Genomic DNA, 16,266 nt, shown 5'->3' on the forward strand with positions numbered 1-16,266 from the left:
AGGAGGCCGGGGCTTGCTGGCGCGTGCCTTGTGTTCCTTTACGCCGCGCGCGCGCACTTCCTTCACCGCTTCACCGACAGGACCAGCAGGGGCGGGCGGTACGTCTTTCTCTGCAATCAGACCCGCATCGGCGAGGCCGCGCAGCACGTTCCAGCGCACCGCGCTGATTCCGGCAAGGCGCGACTGCGCGACCGAGAACTCCGCCTCGCTCCGCGCACGCTCCATTTCGCGCTGCGCCTGGGCAACTTCGCGCTGGGCCTGCGCCAGTTCGTCGGCGAGTTCATCGGCATGATCGGCATCGGTGGCGATCCGCCGAGGCCCGACGCGCACTTCGGCGCTGCCATCGCTGCGCTTGATGATCGAAACGCCGCCGGGCGCCGTGATCACGGCTTCTTCGTCGCCGTCGTCCCCGCTGCCCGGCTCCTCACTGGCTTCCGGGGATGGCACCGGCGGTGCCTTTGCGGAGTGCGGAGAGACTGGCGGTGCCGGAGGCGCAGGCGGTTCGGGGGGCGGCAAGGGTGCGGGAAAGGCCTGCGGCGGATCGGCGACGTCGATCAGGACGTTGCCCGAAACATCGTGCCGGACGCGTACACTCGGCAACGGCACGTCCGACGGCGCATCGCCGGGCACAGCGCCCTGCCCGGCGCGGATCGCCTTGGCCGCCGCCTCGGCCTGCGCCTGCGCCGCGCGGGCCTCGCGCTCGATCAGCTTCTTCTCGACCGGCGCAAAGCACTGCTGGTTGATTGCCGCGAGGGCCAGGGCCGCGGGGAGCATGATGATCAGCGCCGCACCGATTCGCACCCCGTTGCTGCGCCCGTCGAACCGGCGCAGCACCGGCCATGCCATCACCGTGATCGCAATGCCCGCGAGCGTGACGACCGCGCGGCGCCAGAGCAATTCGTTGAACTCGCCGAGATCGACCACGATCCCGCGCAGGGTGATCAGCAGGAAATAGGTCAGCCACAGTGCCGCCGCAGACAGCAGCACGGCGCGCGTGGGCACGTGCGGTCTCTCGGCAGCAATATCGGCGGGAACACTGGCCATTCGGTCACTCTTACGCCCAACTGCCCGGCCAGCGCCAGCCGGACAGTCGAGCGCAGTCAACCGTTGGTCGATGGATCAGGCCGGGAGCAAGCCTTCTTCCGCAATCTTCTTCTTCCACACGAGCGGTGCAAGCTGGTGCACGTTCTGCCCGGTCGAATCGACCGCGACCGTCACCGGCATGTCCTCCACGGTGAATTCATAAATCGCTTCCATGCCGAGATCGGCAAAGCCGACCACCTTCGACTGCTTGATCGCGCGGCTGACGAGATAGGCCGCACCGCCGACCGCCATGAGATAGGCGGACTTGTGCTTCGCGATGGATTCGGTCGCCGCCACGCCACGCTCCGCCTTGCCGACCGAGGCAAGCAGGCCGAGGTTGAGCATCGTGTCGGAGAACTTGTCCATGCGTGTCGCGGTGGTGGGGCCGGCGGGGCCGACCACTTCCTCGCGCACGGGATCGACAGGACCGACGTAATAGATCACGCGGCCCTTGAAATCGACCGGCAGTTCCTCGCCCTTGGCGAGCATGTCGGCAATGCGCTTGTGCGCGGCATCGCGGCCGGTAAGCATCTTGCCATTGAGCAGCAAGCGGTCGCCCTGCTTCCAGCTCTGCACCTCTTCCGCCGTCAGGGTGTCGAGATTGACGCGCTTGGCCGCTGCATCGGGCGTCCAGTGCACGTCGGGCCATTCATCGAGCTTGGGCGCTTCGAGGAACGCAGGGCCCGAACCATCGAGCGTGAAGTGGGCGTGGCGCGTGGCAGCGCAATTGGGGATCATCGCCACCGGCTTGCCCGCAGCATGGCACGGCGCATCCATGATCTTGACGTCGAGGATCGTCGAAAGCCCGCCGAGGCCCTGGGCACCGATGCCCAGCGCGTTGACCTTGTCGAAGATATCGATGCGCAGGGCCTCGATATCATTTTGCGGCCCGCGCAGCTTCAGTTGCGCCATGTCGATCGGCTCCATCAGCGCCTGCTTGGCGAGCAGCATGCAGTGCTCCGCCGTGCCGCCGATGCCGATGCCGAGCATGCCCGGCGGGCACCAGCCCGCGCCCATCTGCGGCAGCATCTCGACCACCCAGTCGACGATCGAATCGCTGGGGTTCATCATCTTGAACTTCGACTTGTTCTCGCTGCCGCCGCCCTTGGCCGCGACATCGACCGAGACCGTGTGGCCCTTCACCATCTCGACATGAAGCACACACGGGGTATTGTCGCGCGTGTTACGGCGGGTGAACGCGGGATCGGCGAGGACCGAGGCGCGCAGCTTGTTGTCGGGATCGAGATAGGCGCGGCGCACGCCTTCATCGACGACATCCTGCAGGCTCTTGTCGCTTTCCAGCCGGCAGTCCTGACCCCACTTGATGAAGACGTTGACGATGCCGGTGTCCTGGCAGATCGGCCGGTGCCCTTCGGCACACATGCGGCTGTTCGTCAGGATCTGGGCGATCGCATCCTTGGCGGCAGGCCCTTGTTCAGCCTTGTAGGCTTCACCCAGCGCGCGGATGTAGTCCATCGGGTGGAAATAGCTGATGTATTGCAGCGCGTCGGCCACGCTCTCGATGAGGTCTTCCTCCCGGATCGTCGTCATCGTCGTTGTCATCCCTGGCATCGCCGGGTCCTTCCGCTGGTTTCTGCCCGCAGCGCGCGGGCGTAATCGATGAACCGCCGTTTAGCCATCGACCAGCGTCATGCAAAGCGCTTGGCGCGCCGTGGACGATATTCTAAGGGCCTGTAATCAAGAGTTCGATGGATTTGGCCGCAGCGCAAGGCGCGGCCCACGGTCAGGATTGCACCGGCCCCAGCGGCCACGCAGTCTGGCCCCGCAAGTGAGGGAATTCATGACGGTAGTGGAAGAGCGCGCGAACATTGCAGATGCCGGCGGTGAGACCGCACGCCGTGCGATGATCGATAGCCAGCTGCGCGTGAGCGGTATCAACGATCCGGCCATTCTCGCCGCGTTCCTGGCCGTGCCGCGTGAGGACTTCGTGCCCGAAGCACGCCGCGCGGTGGCCTATGCCGATCGCGCCGTGGCGCTAGGCGGCGGCGAAGTGCTGTCCCCAGCGCTGACTTACGGCCAGATGCTGACCGCTGCGGAACCGGCGGCTGACGACAGCGTGCTCGTGATCGGCAACCCCGGCGGCTATCTCGCCGCGCTCGCCGGGAAGCTGGCCGCAAAGGTCACGCTCGTGGCTACCACGGGCGAATGGGCCAAGGCTGGCGCAAATACGCTGGTGCTGGTTGACGGCGCGATCGAGGAACTGCCTGCCGCGCTGGCCGATGTGGTTTCGGCGGACGGCCGCCTTGTCACCGGCGTGGTGGAGCGGGGCGTGACCCGTCTGGCGCTTGGCCGCAAGGTCGGCGGCGCTCTCGTACTGACCGTTCTGGCCGAGGCCGACTTTGCGCCGCTTGCCGCATTTGCGCCTCGCCCGAAGTGGAGCTTCTGAACCTCATGATTCGTTCCACGGCCAATTGGCCCCTGATACGTCGGCTGAAGGCCGGCCCTGCGCTGGCTGCGCTCGCCATCGCCGCCGCCGCGACGCCAGTTCACGCCGACGACCTGCAGGGCGCGCTGGCCGCTGCCTATGCCACCAACCCTGATCTTGCCGCCGCCCGCGCCAACCAGCGCGCGACCGACGAAGGCGTGCCGATCGCCCGCGCACCCGGCCTGCCGAGCCTTACAGGTACGGCAACCTATACCGAGTTTCTCAAGGTCGGACCCAACAGCTTCATCGCACCGAAGCGGTTGCTGACCGTCGATCCCTCGCTCAGCGTGCCGATCTATTCGGGCGGTTCGGTGCGCAATTCGCTCGCAGCCGCCAAGATTCGCGTCGAAGCCGGGCAGGCAAGCCTGCGCGGCACCGAAGCGGGCGTGTTCAGCCAGGTCGTTGCGGCCTACATGGACGTGATCCGCGATGCCGCAACCGTGGGGCTTAATCGCAACAATGTGCAGGTGCTCGAGGTCAACCTCAAGGCGACCAGCGACCGCTTCGAGATCGGCGATGTGACCCGCACCGACGTGGCGCAGTCCAATTCGCGCCTCGCTCTGGCGCGCGCCGATCTGCGCAGCGCAGAGGCCGCACTGGTGGCCAGCCGCGAACGCTATGTGCAGGTTGTCGGGCTGGCCCCGGCAGATCTCCAGCCGCCGCCGCCGCTCGCCGGACTGCCCGCGACGCCGGACGAAGCCGTGCAGACCGCGCTCGACAACAACCCCGATCTCGAAGCGGCGCGCCAGCGCACAAAGGCGGCCGGCTATGACGCCAAGGCCGCCGGTGCAGGCCGCCTGCCGACGATCTCGCTCTATACCTCGGGCGAATATTCGACCTACTTCAACTCGCTGGGCGGCGGCGCAGTCGGTGGCAATTTCGTCCAGAGCCAGACGACGGCGCAGGCCGGCGTGCGCGCCTCGATCCCGCTGTTTCAGGGCGGGCTGCCTGCTGCACAGCAGCGCCGGGCCCAGGCCACGGCGAGCGCGACCGAGGAGCAGGAAATCTCGACCGAGCGGCAGGTCATCGCCAATGTCCGCTCTGCCTATACGCAGTGGCGCGCAGCGAACGACGTCATCACCCTCAACCAGACCGCAGTCGATGCCGCGGCATTGAGCCTTGAGGGCGTGCGCGCGGAAAACACCGTGGGCAACCGCACGATCCTCAACATCCTCGATGCCGAGCAGGAACTGCTGCGCGCACAAGTGGGTCTCGTGGCAGCACGCCGCAATGCCTATGTCGCAGCCTTCAATCTGCTCGCCGCGATGGGCAAGGCGCAGGCCACCGATCTCGGCTTCGATCCGGCCTCGCTCTACGATCCCGAGGCGAACTATCGCCGGGTGCGCGGGCGGGTGTTCGATTGGGCGCTCGATTCCCCGACACTGCCCAAGGCCACTCGGACGGTTGACACTCCGGCCCAAACTGCAACAATTCCTCCACAACCTGTTCCTTGATGGTACAGGGCCGCCCGGGGGCGCCTGATTCGTTCAGGCTGGGCCGGCCAGATTGATGACCAGCTGGTAGATTGTGTGGGGATAAGCATGCGTCAGGCTTCGGAACCTTCGGTCGAGGAAATTCTCGAGTCGATCAAGAAGGTGATCGCGCGCGACAACCGCGCTGAAGCAGCGCGTGAGCGAAACCGCCGCGACGCAGCGCCGGAATCGGCTCTGGCCCCAGCTCCGGCGCAATCGACGCGCGTTTCTGCCCGTTCGGCTGTGCGCGGCGAAGGTCGCCCGGCGTCATTCCCGGCCGACGTGCTCGATCTCAGCGTCGTTGCGGCGCAGATCTTGAACGAGGATCGCGGCGCATCCGTCGAGGCGGAAGAGGATGACGACGCACCGCTGATCGCGGAACAGGCCACCGCTTCGATGCGCGATTCGCTCGCCGCACTGGCAATGCTCTCCGCACCCGGCGCATCGCCGCAGATCGTCCGTTCGGGCGAGACTTCGCTTGAAAGCCTGGTGCGCGAAATGCTGCGCCCGGCGCTGGCCGAGTGGCTCGACAAGAACCTGCCGCCGATGGTTGAGAAGCTGGTCGCAGCGGAAATCGCGCGGATTGTCGGCAAGAAGGGCTGATCCTGCCCATTCGGCTATGCTAGGGCGCGGCCATGGCCAGACCTGATCCCGCGCTGCTCGATCCCGCGCGCTACCCTTTCGGCAATGCCGTCACCACGCGGTTTGCCGATCTCGATCCCAACGGGCACATCAACAACGTGGCGATGGCCGCAGTGTTCGAGGATGCGCGGCTGCGCTTCATCACGGCAGTCGGAATGCCGAAGAACACCGATGGCGCGCGCTTCATGGTCGCCAACGTGACGATCGACTATCTGGCGCAGGCCTATTACCCGGCGGGCCTCGAATGCCGCGTCGGCGCGCTGCCCGGCGGGCGCAGCAGTTGGAGCCTCAGGCAATTGCTGCTGCAGGATGGCCGTCCGGTGGCGACGGCGCAGGTCACCATCGTATTCACCGATGGCGAGCGGCCGCAGTCGATCGACCTCGCCCTTCGCGAAAGGCTCGATGCATGGTTGATCCGGTGAAGCCTGATGAGGTCACGCTGGCGCGACAGGCCGTGGCCGGGCTGGGCGGTTTTGCCCCGCAGCGGCACATCCTGCTCTGCGCCGGTCCCGATAAGGACAAGTGCGCCCCGCGCGAGGCGGGCGATGCCGCGTGGAACTTCCTCAAGAAGCGGCTGGGCGAACTCAAGCTCGGCGGGCCGCAGGGCGTGCTGCGCAACAAGGTCGGCTGCCTGCGCGTCTGCGCGGCGGGGCCGGTCGCGCTCGTCTATCCGGACAACGTCTGGTACCATTCCTGCACGCCGGAAGTGCTGGAGCGGATCATTCAGGAGCACGTGATCGGCGGGGTGCCGGTCGAGGACTACCGCCTCACGCCGCCCGAGTGACCTTCATTTCCACCACTCATCGACATGCTGCTCGAGGCCGTTGTCCACCGCCTCATCATGGCCGGTGCCGCTGGACAGAAACACGAGGCCCATCAGCGCGGCCATCAGCATCATCGTGAAACCGATGCCGAGCATGGCCGCGATATAGAGGTGGATCGAGACGAGCCCGACAGCCTCGTAGAGGTAGAAGGCAGCTGCCGCCATGACCGCCAGGGTCAGGAGCCCCATCCAGCGCATGACGCGGAAATAGCGGCCCCACGCGAATTGGGCGTAATCCGGATCATCGAGCGGAGAAGGGCGAACGGGGTTGGCCATGGCCGGTTTCATGCGCCGCTTGCCCCGCCAAGGCAATCGCTTTCCCCGCCTGCCCTTTGGTGGCATGATCTGCGAATCGGCAAGCTTTGGAACGACTTGCCGGAGAAGTGGGATCTCCCGAAAGGGGAGAAGGAGGATGCCATGTCGATCGCGCTGCTGATCGCCGGCCGTTCGGGAGAGGTATGGCACTGCCATGCCGACGACCTCGTTGCCGACGCTGTCGAAACCCTCGCCTCACGCCGCATCGGGGCCTTGCCGGTCACCGATGCGGGAAACGAGGTGGCCGGGATCTTTTCCGAACGCGACGTGCTTTATGCTCTTAAGCTTCACGGCGGCACCGCGCTGCAGATGCGGGTCCGCGATGTGATGACCGCGCCGGTCATCTCGGTCTCGCCCGATCACAGCGCGCTCGAAGCGCTGGCGCTGATGACTCGCCGCCGTGTTCGCCACCTGCCGGTGCTCGACAACGGCAAGATGGTCGGCTTCGTCTCGATCGGCGACCTCGTGAAATTCCGCATCGACCGGATCGAGGCCGAGGCCGAGGCCCTGCGCGAGTATATCCAGACGGCTTAGCTTGAGAGTGCGGCCGCCCTGCCCTATCTTGGAGTCATGACCACGCTTATCCAGGATTCCGCACTTTCGGGCAGCGTCACGCTCGCCCCCAGCGCAGCGGCGCGCATCGCCGCGATTGCTGCGAAGCAGAACCGCCCCGCCGTGCTGCGCCTCGCGGTCGAAGGCGGCGGCTGTTCGGGCTTTCAGTACAAGTTCGAGATGGGGGACGAGCCCGAGTCCGACGATCTCGTGAGTGAGACCGATGGCGTGCGGCTCCTCGTCGATCCGATGAGCCTTGAACTGATCGCGGGCGCGACTGTGGAATATGTTGAATCGCTCGGCGGCGCTGCCTTCCGCGTCACCAATCCGCAGGCGGCCTCAGGCTGCGGCTGCGGTTCGAGCTTTTCGGTGTGAGTATCAAGGTCGCTTCGTTCAACATAAACGGGATCAAGGCGCGGCTGCCGCGCCTGCTGGAATGGTTGGAGGAAACCCGGCCATCTGTCGCCTGCCTGCAGGAGATCAAGACCCAGGACGCGGACTTCCCCGCCGCCGAGTTCGAGAAGATCGGCTATCACGCGATCTGGCACGGCCAGAAAGGCTTCAACGGCGTTGCCATTCTGGCTGACGGCACCAAGCCGGTGGAAGTGCAGCGCGGCCTGGCCGGAGAGCCTGAGGACGAGCATTCGCGCTATCTTGAGGCCGATGTCTTCGGGCTGCGCGTGGTGTGCATCTACCTGCCCAACGGCAATCCCCAACCGGGGCCGAAGTTCGATTACAAGCTGCGCTGGATGGAGCGGCTGCGGGCGCGCATGGCCGAGATCGCGGCAGAGGAAGTGCCCGCGCTGGTGATCGGGGATTACAACGTGATCCCGGAGGACAAGGACGTGTGGGATACCCGCGCGATGGCAAGCGATTCGCTGATGCAGCCGGAATCGCGCGATGCCTATCGCCGTCTGCTCAACGACGGCTGGACCGACGCGCTCGATCTCCACCATCCGCGCGGCGGCCTGTGGACTTTCTGGGATTATCAGGCCGGGGCGTGGCAGCGCGATCACGGGTTCCGCATCGATCACGCACTGCTTTCGCCCGAACTGGCCGACCGCCTGGTGGGGGCTGGCGTCGACAAGGCCTATCGCGGGCGCGAGAAGGCCAGCGACCATGCGCCGGTGTGGGTCACGCTGCGCGAACCGGCCTAGTTCAGCACTTTCCAGAACCGGATGTGCGATCCGGGAGCGATGTCTACCGGCTGGAGCCATGCGGGCGCCTTGCCATCGAGCAGTTGTGCCATCAGGCCGTTCGGGGCGCGGGTGGCATAGACGGCCGGCTCGTAGATATCCGGGCAGACCGCGATCAGCGTCGTATGGCGTTTGCGCACAATGGCATGGGCTTCCGCTGCGGGTGCAATGAAGGCGGCGATCACATCGTGCATGCCGGCCGCCCCGCGGTGATGGCCGGTTGCCACCACGCGGGCGTGCGAATTCACGATGAGGTCCGGCCCGATATCGAGCGGGGCGAAAATGTCGGTTGCAGGCATCTTGTTGAGCGCGGCGCCGGCGAGGTCATAGCGGCACTTCGACATCCCGATCGCGCCGACCTTGATCCCGGCGATCGACTGGACCGTGGTGCCGGATGCCGAATTGGCCGAAGCCGGATTGACCGCCCCCATCGCCACAACCACAGGAAGCCCAGGCGCCAGAAGCGAGACGACGAGCGCATAACCGCCAAGGCGCGGAAGGATCGCCACGCTGCGCAGACGGTAGACCCAGCCGAGGATCAGCGCCGCTGAAGGCACGGCGGCAAAGACCAGCGCGGTTGCCGAAGCGCGCGCCACCACCACGCCGATCAGCCAGGCACCCGCAAGCAGCAGCATGTGATCGAGCCACAGCAGCCGCGTCGGTGCGTCCTTGGCTTCGCGCCAGAGACGGAACGTGCCGTAGACCCCGACCAGCGGCCCCATGAGGATCGCCGCCGCCATCGGGGCGCTGGTGTGCCAGAAGGGCATGCCTTCAGCGACCGAATCGTACCAGTAGCGCTTGACCAGCGGATCGAGCATCACGAAGGCACCGCCACGGCATTCGGGCGCGACACCGAACATGATCACCGCAGCGCCCGCCCCCATTACGGCGAGGCCAGCGAGCTGCCCGACCAGCGTGCGCGGCGTGGCGAAGCGCAGCGCCGCAGCGCCGGCCGCAACCCACGCGAACAGCGCAAGGTGAACCGGCGAAATGGCGTCGCAATGCGTGATCAGATCATAAGTCCCGCGTGTGCCGAGGAAAATCGCCACGCTTGAAAGTGCAAGACTCATGCTGGCGGTGCAGAACCAGTCGAACCGGGCGGCGGGGGCACGCAGGCCGCGCAGCGCACAGATACCGAGGAACAGCGCCGTCAGTGGCAGACCCTCGATCGAGATTGCCAGCAAGGCCGCGAGCGCGGCGCCGATCACCGCGCCGCCCTTCAGCGCGTCTTTCGCGTGGAGCCCGCTCAACGCAACGAGCGCGAGCACGATCTGCCAGCCATGGTGATCGATGCGCATTGGCGTGAACTGGCACAGCACCGTCGGCGAAAGGCCGATCATCAGGCACGCAAGCGCTACGACTTCATCGTTGAACCAGCGCGCGGCAAGGCGGCCCAGCAGCGCCATGGCGCAAAGCAGCGTGAGCAGCGGCACCGCGATCACCGTGGCGAATTCAGCGCCAGCCGTTCCCAGCAGCGGACGCAGCAACAGAATCATGGCGGCGATCGGAATGTCGACCAGCCGCGACCAATGCATCGCGACGCCTTCGGGGGCGGCGATGCGGTACTGGTGGACATCGAACCACGATTGCCCCGCGAGCAGATCGCGCACCTGCAGCAGGCGCAGCGCGTCATCGGGATCGCCGAAGCGCAGCATGGCGATGAGCCGGAAGTTGATGAGAATCATCGTCACCGCCAGCAGCGCCCAGGTGATCAGGACGCGCCGGTATGGACCCTTGGCGGGATCGGTGACGAAAGCGGTCTGCAACGAGGCGGCCTCGCCCCCGGCATAAAGCGTTGCCATCAGCGGAACACCACGCGCTTGCGCAGGAGCCAGGTCACCGCAAAGCTGACGACGATGGCGCAAAGCTTGGCAGCACGGGGATCGAGACCTGCCGCGCTGGCCCCGCCGACGATAAGGGTGGTCACGCCAAGGCCGATCAGCGCCGAAACGACGAACATCGCTTTCTGCCTGGTGCGCGCGATCCCGCCTTCCGCAACCTGATCGGCAAAAACCTTCCGGCTCGACAGGATCCAGTGGACCATGATGCCGAGTCCATAACCCAGCGCCGAAGCTGCGACGGGCGGAACGCCGGCGGAGAGCAGCGCGAGGAACGTGCCCATATCCACCGCCAGCGCCCCCACGCTGGCGAGGATATAGCGCACCAGCACGATCTGGCGGATGCGATGAAGCGGAGCGATATCGAGCACAGTCACGACAAAATCCTGTTCAGCACGGCATCACGGGCGGGCCCGAAAGGTGGCGGTCAAGCCGCAGCGCGATCCCTGCCGGATGCCGCCTCGGATCCGGCAATCCGCGTCGGCACGTCGCGCAGCGAAGTGAGCGCGGCGGCCTGGTCCTCGCTCACGGCGCGGGCGGGGATAGCGCTTTGGGCCCCCTCATCGCCCGCTTCGTGATACTCGGCGTCCTCGTTCACGCACCAGATGTCGTAAACGCGGCTGCCTGCGATGATGTTTTCGACCGTAAGCATCGCGGTCATCATCGCGTGGTCCTGGTTGTTGTAGCGGTGCATGCCGTTGCGGCCGACAAGGTGCAGTGTCGGGTGGCTGGCTTCCAGTTCGTGGCGCATCGCGGCGACGTTGGCGGCGTACTCGTCGTCGTAGACCGGGTAGGCCTTTTCCTGACGGACGACTGCGCCGCCGATCACCTTGGCCGGATCGACGAGGCCGAGAATGTCCATTTCCTTCGTCGCGAGCTTGATCAGGTCCTCGTCGCTCGAGGCCCAGAGATCATCGCCCTCGAAGCAGAAGTATTCGAGACCGACGCAGGCGACGCTTTCATCGGGCACCATTTCGGGCGACCACGAGCGGAAGTTCTGGACACGGCCAACGCGGACCTTGCTGTCGTGAATGTAGATCCAGTTGTCGGGGAACAGGTCCTCGCTCTGGATCTTGAGCGCCACGGTGAGGAAGTCGCGGTACCTGAGGCGGCTGGCCTCCAGTGTCGAGGCCGGCAGCGGATGGAGGCGCGCGGCGAGTTCACGCATCGGTGCAGAGCTGATGGCATGCCTGGCGCGGATCACCGTCTCGCCGCCATCCTCGGCGCGGGTCGCCGAAAGGCGCCAGCCGCCCTGGCCGTCGCTGGCAAGCTGCTTCATGGCATGGCCCATCAGGACGTGGCTGCCAGCGGCGACGATCTTGTCGCGCGCGGCTTCCCACATCATGCCCGGGCCTTGGCGCGGATAGCGGAAGGTTTCGAGCAGGGTCTTGGTCTGCATGCCGTCGTTCGGGCGCTTGTTGAGCCCGAGGCTGCGCTTCACGCCATCGAACACCGCAGCGCCGAGCGAGAGGCCCTTGATGCGCTGCGCGGCCCAGTCGGCGCTCATCTCGTTGCAGGGCATACCCCAGACCTTCTCGGTGTAGGTCTTGAAGAAGATCGAATAGAGCTTCTTGCCGAACTGGTTGCTGGTCCAGTCCTCGAAGCTCTTCACCTCCCGAATCGGGAACAGCTTCGTCCAGGCATAGCTCGCCATGCAGGTGGTCGAGCGCCAGATGCCGAGGTTGCGCAGCGCTTCGAACGCGCGCAGCGGGTAGGAGTAGAACTTGCCCTCGTAGTAGATGCGGCTCATGCGCGGACGCTGGATGAAGTCGTCGGGCAGGATCTCGTTCCACAAATCGACAACTTGCTGCGACTTCGAGAAGAAGCGGTGGCCGCCGATATCGAAGCGATAACCCTCGTGCTCCACCGTGCGGCTGATGCCGCCGACGTAGCGCGTGTCCTTCTCGATGATCGCGACCTTGAGGCCCTTCTTCGACAACAGGTAACCGGCGGTCAGCCCAGCAGGTCCCGCGCCGATGATCGCAACATCGACCTGAACCTCGCTGCTTTCCCCCTGCAGACCCGTGAAACCGTTACCCATCGCTAGCTCCCGCTCAAGCGTTCATGCCTTGGCAACGGAAGTGAACGAAAATGGCTAAGAGACGGTTAACAATGCGGGCGGGATCAGCGAAACTCCCGCAAGGTCAGGCTTCACCGGAGGAAGGCTGATTCGCATGCGGCTTGGCGTGCTCTTCCAGAGCCTGCGCGAATTGCAGCGGTGCTGAAATGCGGGCCAGTTCTTCGAGCCGGAATGTGTGCTCGAAGATCAGGCCATAGCGCGGATGGCTGCGCCAGCGGACCTTGGCGTAGAGCGGCTGCGTTACACCGGTCTCGAGGCGGATCAGCTCGTTCATCAGCAGCCACTTTTCCGATTCCACGCAGGCACCCTGCTGTGACAGGTTGCGGAACAGCACGGGCACAGCCTCGCCACCCGAATGCAGCACGCCGCTGAGCGCGATCTGCAAGCGGATCTGGCGTTTGGGGAACGTGCCGCGCGATTCGTCGAGCAGCCGTTCGACATCGATTTCCTGCGGGAAGCGAAGCCCGGCATAGTCGTCTGCATGCCAGACCAGTTCGACCGGGTAGCGATCGCCGGTCATCAGTTCGACGGCGAGGTCCCTTGCGTGCGGCAAAGGCGAGAAGAGGCGGATCTTGAGGCCGGTGGCCGAGGCATCGCGGATAATGCAGAGAAATTCGCGTCCGTCGGCGATGATCTTGGCAGTGCGAATCAGCAGGGCATAGCGCGGTGCGGAGCGAAGCTCCGAACCGGGGGGCGCACCCATCTGATTCTGTCGGGAGTTCCCCGGCAGTTGCTGATCCTGTGCCAAGCCTAGTTTCCCCTCGCACATCCTTCCGGACCCTTCCGGCCAGATGTGCGCTCCGCTGTGCGGACAGCCTTCTAACGCACTGATCATTGACATGTTGTTACCCGAGGTAAGTCGCCCAGGTTACCAGAGCACCCAGGCTTCGGCCTTTTCCGACTTGAGAAATGTCTCCGCCTCTCGGCCCAGCAACATCGCCAGAGTGGACAGTGTACCGGCCTGCACACAAGTCCGCGCCGCCACGGTGACCGAGCGCGGCGGGCTTTCCACCGGCCAGCCGGTGCGGGGATCAAGGATGTGGCTGTAGCGCCTGCCCTGCTTCAGCAGGAAGCGCCTGGCATCCCCGCTCGTCGCGATGGCGCCTTCGCCGATCTGGAGGAGCCCGCCAGAGGCCTTGGCCGGATCGAGCGATTCGATGGCCACTGCCCAGCGCCCGCCCGCCTTGGCCCGCGTTGTGCGCAGATCGCCGCCGAAATTGATCAGGGCCGGGCAATCGGCGGCCGCCATGATCGCCATCGCCGCGCGATCGACCGCGTATTCCTTGCAGATACCGCCGAGATCGATTTCCATGCCTGGTGGCAGGATAAGGCGGGGGCACTCCCACTGCACCTTGCCCCATCCGACCAGCGGCATGAGCGCGGCGACCTGCTCCGGCGCCGGCACACGGTCCGATCCATCAAACGTCCACGCACGGCGCAGCACGCCCGAGGTCACATCGAAGCGCCCTTCGCTCAGCGCATGAACCTGCGCGGCATAATCGATAAGACCAGCGGTCTCCTCGTCCACCTCGACCGGCTTGCCGCCAGCGTTGTTGATCGCCCAGACCACGCCGGTCGGCTTGTAGCGGGTGTACTTTTCCTCGATCCGCCGGGCTTCGGCTTCACCGATTCGCGCCAGTTCCGCCGCGAGCAGACTGTCGCGGCTTTCCACCTGCACTTCACAAGGCGTACCCATCGCAGTGAAGCGATGCTTGTGGACTCCTGTCGATTTCATCGCCTTGGCCATCGCCAGTCCACCGATCTTCTAATGCCAGGTATAGCGCACTCCGGTGATCAGACTGGTGGATCGGGTGCCGGCAAACAGGTCGGTCCGCGCCAGCACACCGGGGGCCGACCGATCGAACCGCAACCCTTGCTGCACATATCGCTCTGCCACGCCATAGACTTCCAGCCGCGAGGTCAGCTGCGCTCCGGCCTTGAACGAGAAGGTCCAGGCACGAAACCGCGAGAGACGGCTGTCCGCACTGACATAGCGCGGGGCGGGTACGTCGATGCCGAGGTACGGCGCGAAGAAGCGTGCGGCGGTCTGGCGATAGAACCGCAGCCCTGGCTCGAGATAGGCCGCTTTCCCCAGCGGCAGGTGCTGCGAAAGCGCATAAGTCATTGCCGTGATGCCCCAGCTATCATCATACCAGCGCACCGAAGCGTCCGTGACCGCAGAACCGAGCGCAAACTTGGTCGCCCCGTAAATGCTGCTGCGTCGGCGCACGCCGGGCCGTTCCTCGTAGATGGTGTAGAACGGATCACCGGTGGCGCTGTCTACCAGCGTGAAGACCTTGTAGGGATCGGTGTGATAGCCGCGACTGACGCCGTAGCTGTAGTTCAGCTGCACCAGCCAGGTGGGGCTGAGAATCTGCGTGACCCCGGCGACGAGGCTGGCGACGCGCTTGACCCGGGATCGCGCCACGATCTGATCGCCCATGAACGACTGGGCGCGCGGAATGCCGGTGAAGGGCCGCACCGTGTCGTGCTCGAAATTGAAGCCCATCGAGAGCGTGGTGTTCTTGCCCCACAGGTCCTTGGCGACCGAGGCGCGTGCCGACCAGGATGCATAATCGGTTTCGAACGAAGCAGCCCCGCCCAGGCCGAGCTTGAAGCCATCCTCGAGCGGGAGTGTCACCCCCAGATCATAGGCCTCGCGGTGATCCTTGAACCCCTTGTCCACCGGCAGCTGGCCCGGTGCGACGGTGTAACGGCCGGACGCGCCGGTCTGGGTATCGGGGTTGGTCCCCAGCCCGCTGCCGATGCTCGGCTTGCTCGGCGGGTAGAAATTCTGCGGATAGCGCGATCGGACACCGCCATTGGGCGTCGCGCCGGTCAGTGCATCATAGGTCAACCGGCCGGAGACGACGGCGCCGCTGGCTGCGTTCCAGGTGATGGTGGAGGAGGCCTCGACGGCGCGGACACGGTCGTCGTCCTCCTGGTAGATGAGGAGCGCGGAATCGGCGACCATGGTGCCAGGTTCGCTCGCCGTCTGGTCATAGGCGTTGGCGGCGGCCCCATCGGCTTGTGCTGCAACCGGCTGGGCGCCCAGCAGCGCCCCGGCGAGCATGCCGAGCGTTGCGGACAGCCCGCCGCCGTTCAATTGCACCCGCAGCCTCCGCCATCGAAGCTGCGTCCGCCGGACGCTGCCTCCTTGCTGAAATAGGTGTGCTCGTCGAAGGCAATGATCGACGGATCACGCCCGAGCTGCATCGATTTCCTCGCCAGCACGTCACGCTGCCAGGGCTGGGCACCGACATGCGCGCAGGCACCCAGCAGCGGCAAAACTGCGATGATCAGGAGACGGGCGCAGCGCATGGCCTCAGGCCTCCTGCAAGAGCTGGGCAACATGGCCCTCGTATTCGCGCACCTTGCCGGGAAAGAACCCCTGATGGCGGAAGCGCATCGCGCCCTTGCGGTCGAACACCAGCGAGGTCGGCATGTCGGCCACCTTCCATGTCTGCGCCAGATCGCCGGCCGCGTCATAGATGACCGGCAGGCTGGAGCGGACCTGCCGCAGGAAGGCATCCGCCGCCCCGCGCTGGCGGTCCACGTTCACGGTCACCACGGCAAGGTCGCCCGCCGGATAGCGCCCGGCGAGCTCCTGCATGAAGGGAAAGGACAGCTTGCAGGGCCCGCACCATGATGCCCAGAAATCCACGTAGACGACCTTGCCGCGATACCTGGCAAGATCGAGCGAGGCAGCCGCTTCGACAGGCGTGCACAACCCCGCCAGCGCCATGCCGGCAAGGCCGCCCAAGACCGCGCGGCGCGATGCCGGAACCTGTGCATCCATCAACCCGAAGCGCCCCCCGC

The 16,266-nt window shown here is 65.7% G+C and carries 18 protein-coding genes; 8 read left to right on the top strand and 10 right to left on the bottom strand.

What is annotated here, in order from left to right:
- Positions 1 to 1,119: 1,119 nt before the first annotated feature.
- A complete protein-coding gene (locus Q0071_RS20920) occupies positions 1,120 to 2,634 on the bottom strand; it encodes a fumarate hydratase (protein WP_298174412.1) in 1,515 nt (504 codons plus the stop codon).
- Positions 2,635 to 2,884: 250 nt separating this feature from the next.
- Here Q0071_RS20920 and Q0071_RS20925 point away from each other — a divergent pair, with 250 nt between their 5' ends.
- The 5 genes from Q0071_RS20925 (at position 2,885) to Q0071_RS20945 (ending at position 6,427) form a co-directional block, all read left to right on the top strand.
- A complete protein-coding gene (locus Q0071_RS20925) occupies positions 2,885 to 3,490 on the top strand; it encodes a protein-L-isoaspartate O-methyltransferase (protein WP_298174277.1) in 606 nt (201 codons plus the stop codon).
- Positions 3,491 to 3,495: 5 nt separating this feature from the next.
- Positions 3,496 to 4,983, top strand: a complete 1,488-nt coding sequence (locus tag Q0071_RS20930) for a TolC family outer membrane protein (RefSeq protein WP_298174278.1) — start codon at positions 3,496 to 3,498, stop codon at positions 4,981 to 4,983.
- Positions 4,984 to 5,070: 87 nt separating this feature from the next.
- The gene (locus tag Q0071_RS20935) at positions 5,071 to 5,604 is read left to right on the top strand and encodes a DUF2497 domain-containing protein (protein WP_298174280.1); all 534 of its coding nucleotides are present in this window, start codon (positions 5,071 to 5,073) and stop codon (positions 5,602 to 5,604) included.
- Between the two features lie 32 nt (positions 5,605 to 5,636).
- Positions 5,637 to 6,065, top strand: a complete 429-nt coding sequence (locus tag Q0071_RS20940; protein WP_298174282.1) for a thioesterase family protein — start codon at positions 5,637 to 5,639, stop codon at positions 6,063 to 6,065.
- Positions 6,050 to 6,427, top strand: a complete 378-nt coding sequence (locus Q0071_RS20945) for a (2Fe-2S) ferredoxin domain-containing protein (RefSeq protein WP_298174285.1) — start codon at positions 6,050 to 6,052, stop codon at positions 6,425 to 6,427. Before Q0071_RS20940 ends, Q0071_RS20945 begins: the two co-directional genes overlap by 16 nt.
- A 3-nt stretch (positions 6,428 to 6,430) precedes the next feature.
- Here the strand turns inward: Q0071_RS20945 and Q0071_RS20950 are convergent, their stop codons facing one another.
- A complete protein-coding gene (locus tag Q0071_RS20950; protein WP_298174287.1) occupies positions 6,431 to 6,742 on the bottom strand; it encodes a hypothetical protein in 312 nt (103 codons plus the stop codon).
- A 141-nt stretch (positions 6,743 to 6,883) separates the two neighbouring features.
- On the opposite strand from Q0071_RS20950, the gene Q0071_RS20955 reads away from it, so the two are divergent.
- The 3 genes from Q0071_RS20955 to xth are packed head-to-tail and all read left to right on the top strand — an operon-like array spanning position 6,884 to position 8,490.
- On the top strand, positions 6,884 to 7,315 hold the full coding sequence (locus Q0071_RS20955; RefSeq protein ID WP_298174289.1) for a CBS domain-containing protein: 432 nt from the start codon (positions 6,884 to 6,886) through the stop codon (positions 7,313 to 7,315).
- A gap of 36 nt (positions 7,316 to 7,351) precedes the next feature.
- The gene (erpA, locus tag Q0071_RS20960; RefSeq protein ID WP_298174291.1) at positions 7,352 to 7,708 is read left to right on the top strand and encodes an iron-sulfur cluster insertion protein ErpA; all 357 of its coding nucleotides are present in this window, start codon (positions 7,352 to 7,354) and stop codon (positions 7,706 to 7,708) included.
- A gap of 2 nt (positions 7,709 to 7,710) precedes the next feature.
- On the top strand, positions 7,711 to 8,490 hold the full coding sequence (gene xth, locus Q0071_RS20965) for an exodeoxyribonuclease III (protein ID WP_298174414.1): 780 nt from the start codon (positions 7,711 to 7,713) through the stop codon (positions 8,488 to 8,490).
- Here xth and Q0071_RS20970 read toward each other — a convergent pair.
- From Q0071_RS20970 to Q0071_RS21005, 8 genes are all read right to left on the bottom strand, one after another.
- On the bottom strand, positions 8,487 to 10,331 hold the full coding sequence (locus Q0071_RS20970; protein ID WP_298174293.1) for a hypothetical protein: 1,845 nt from the start codon (positions 10,329 to 10,331) through the stop codon (positions 8,487 to 8,489). The two genes, xth and Q0071_RS20970, sit on opposite strands and share 4 nt — an antisense overlap.
- Positions 10,331 to 10,744 (bottom strand): GtrA family protein, encoded by a 414-nt coding sequence (locus tag Q0071_RS20975; RefSeq protein ID WP_298174295.1) that lies wholly within the window; start codon positions 10,742 to 10,744, stop codon positions 10,331 to 10,333. Before Q0071_RS20975 ends, Q0071_RS20970 begins: the two co-directional genes overlap by 1 nt.
- Positions 10,745 to 10,794: 50 nt before the next feature.
- Positions 10,795 to 12,408 (bottom strand): NAD(P)/FAD-dependent oxidoreductase, encoded by a 1,614-nt coding sequence (locus tag Q0071_RS20980; RefSeq protein WP_298174297.1) that lies wholly within the window; start codon positions 12,406 to 12,408, stop codon positions 10,795 to 10,797.
- Between the two features lie 103 nt (positions 12,409 to 12,511).
- The gene (locus tag Q0071_RS20985) at positions 12,512 to 13,150 is read right to left on the bottom strand and encodes a PilZ domain-containing protein (RefSeq protein ID WP_298174299.1); all 639 of its coding nucleotides are present in this window, start codon (positions 13,148 to 13,150) and stop codon (positions 12,512 to 12,514) included.
- A 165-nt stretch (positions 13,151 to 13,315) separates the two neighbouring features.
- Entirely contained in the window at positions 13,316 to 14,182 is an 867-nt protein-coding gene (locus Q0071_RS20990) for an FAD:protein FMN transferase (protein ID WP_298174301.1), read from the bottom strand.
- Between the two features lie 30 nt (positions 14,183 to 14,212).
- On the bottom strand, positions 14,213 to 15,559 hold the full coding sequence (locus Q0071_RS20995; protein WP_298174303.1) for a DUF3570 domain-containing protein: 1,347 nt from the start codon (positions 15,557 to 15,559) through the stop codon (positions 14,213 to 14,215).
- Complete coding sequence (locus tag Q0071_RS21000; protein ID WP_298174305.1) at positions 15,550 to 15,768, bottom strand: DUF4266 domain-containing protein; 219 nt, start codon at positions 15,766 to 15,768, stop codon at positions 15,550 to 15,552. The genes Q0071_RS20995 and Q0071_RS21000 overlap by 10 nt, the downstream gene beginning before the upstream one ends.
- A 4-nt stretch (positions 15,769 to 15,772) precedes the next feature.
- Positions 15,773 to 16,246 carry a TlpA disulfide reductase family protein gene (locus Q0071_RS21005; protein WP_298174307.1) on the bottom strand — a complete coding sequence of 158 codons (474 nt, stop codon included), beginning with the start codon at positions 16,244 to 16,246 and terminating at the stop codon, positions 15,773 to 15,775.
- Positions 16,247 to 16,266 lie beyond the last annotated feature (20 nt).

The organism is Novosphingobium sp., assembly GCF_027486195.1.
In the GTDB taxonomy this organism is placed as follows: domain Bacteria; phylum Pseudomonadota; class Alphaproteobacteria; order Sphingomonadales; family Sphingomonadaceae; genus Novosphingobium.

Bases quoted from the DNA above. Each gene is read 5' to 3' on its own strand.
- Q0071_RS20920 (WP_298174412.1), bottom strand. From the start codon at position 2,634: ATGACGACGATCCGGGAGGAAGACCTCATCGAGAGCGTGGCCGACGCG.
- Q0071_RS20925 (WP_298174277.1), top strand. From the start codon at position 2,885: ATGACGGTAGTGGAAGAGCGCGCGAACATTGCAGATGCCGGCGGTGAG.
- Q0071_RS20930 (WP_298174278.1), top strand. From the start codon at position 3,496: ATGATTCGTTCCACGGCCAATTGGCCCCTGATACGTCGGCTGAAGGCC.
- Q0071_RS20935 (WP_298174280.1), top strand. From the start codon at position 5,071: ATGCGTCAGGCTTCGGAACCTTCGGTCGAGGAAATTCTCGAGTCGATC.
- Q0071_RS20940 (WP_298174282.1), top strand. From the start codon at position 5,637: ATGGCCAGACCTGATCCCGCGCTGCTCGATCCCGCGCGCTACCCTTTC.
- Q0071_RS20945 (WP_298174285.1), top strand. From the start codon at position 6,050: ATGGTTGATCCGGTGAAGCCTGATGAGGTCACGCTGGCGCGACAGGCC.
- Q0071_RS20950 (WP_298174287.1), bottom strand. From the start codon at position 6,742: ATGGCCAACCCCGTTCGCCCTTCTCCGCTCGATGATCCGGATTACGCC.
- Q0071_RS20955 (WP_298174289.1), top strand. From the start codon at position 6,884: ATGTCGATCGCGCTGCTGATCGCCGGCCGTTCGGGAGAGGTATGGCAC.
- erpA (WP_298174291.1), top strand. From the start codon at position 7,352: ATGACCACGCTTATCCAGGATTCCGCACTTTCGGGCAGCGTCACGCTC.
- Q0071_RS20970 (WP_298174293.1), bottom strand. From the start codon at position 10,331: ATGGCAACGCTTTATGCCGGGGGCGAGGCCGCCTCGTTGCAGACCGCT.
- Q0071_RS20980 (WP_298174297.1), bottom strand. From the start codon at position 12,408: ATGGGTAACGGTTTCACGGGTCTGCAGGGGGAAAGCAGCGAGGTTCAG.
- Q0071_RS20985 (WP_298174299.1), bottom strand. From the start codon at position 13,150: ATGGGTGCGCCCCCCGGTTCGGAGCTTCGCTCCGCACCGCGCTATGCC.
- Q0071_RS20990 (WP_298174301.1), bottom strand. From the start codon at position 14,182: ATGAAATCGACAGGAGTCCACAAGCATCGCTTCACTGCGATGGGTACG.
- Q0071_RS21000 (WP_298174305.1), bottom strand. From the start codon at position 15,768: ATGCGCTGCGCCCGTCTCCTGATCATCGCAGTTTTGCCGCTGCTGGGT.
- Q0071_RS21005 (WP_298174307.1), bottom strand. From the start codon at position 16,246: ATGGATGCACAGGTTCCGGCATCGCGCCGCGCGGTCTTGGGCGGCCTT.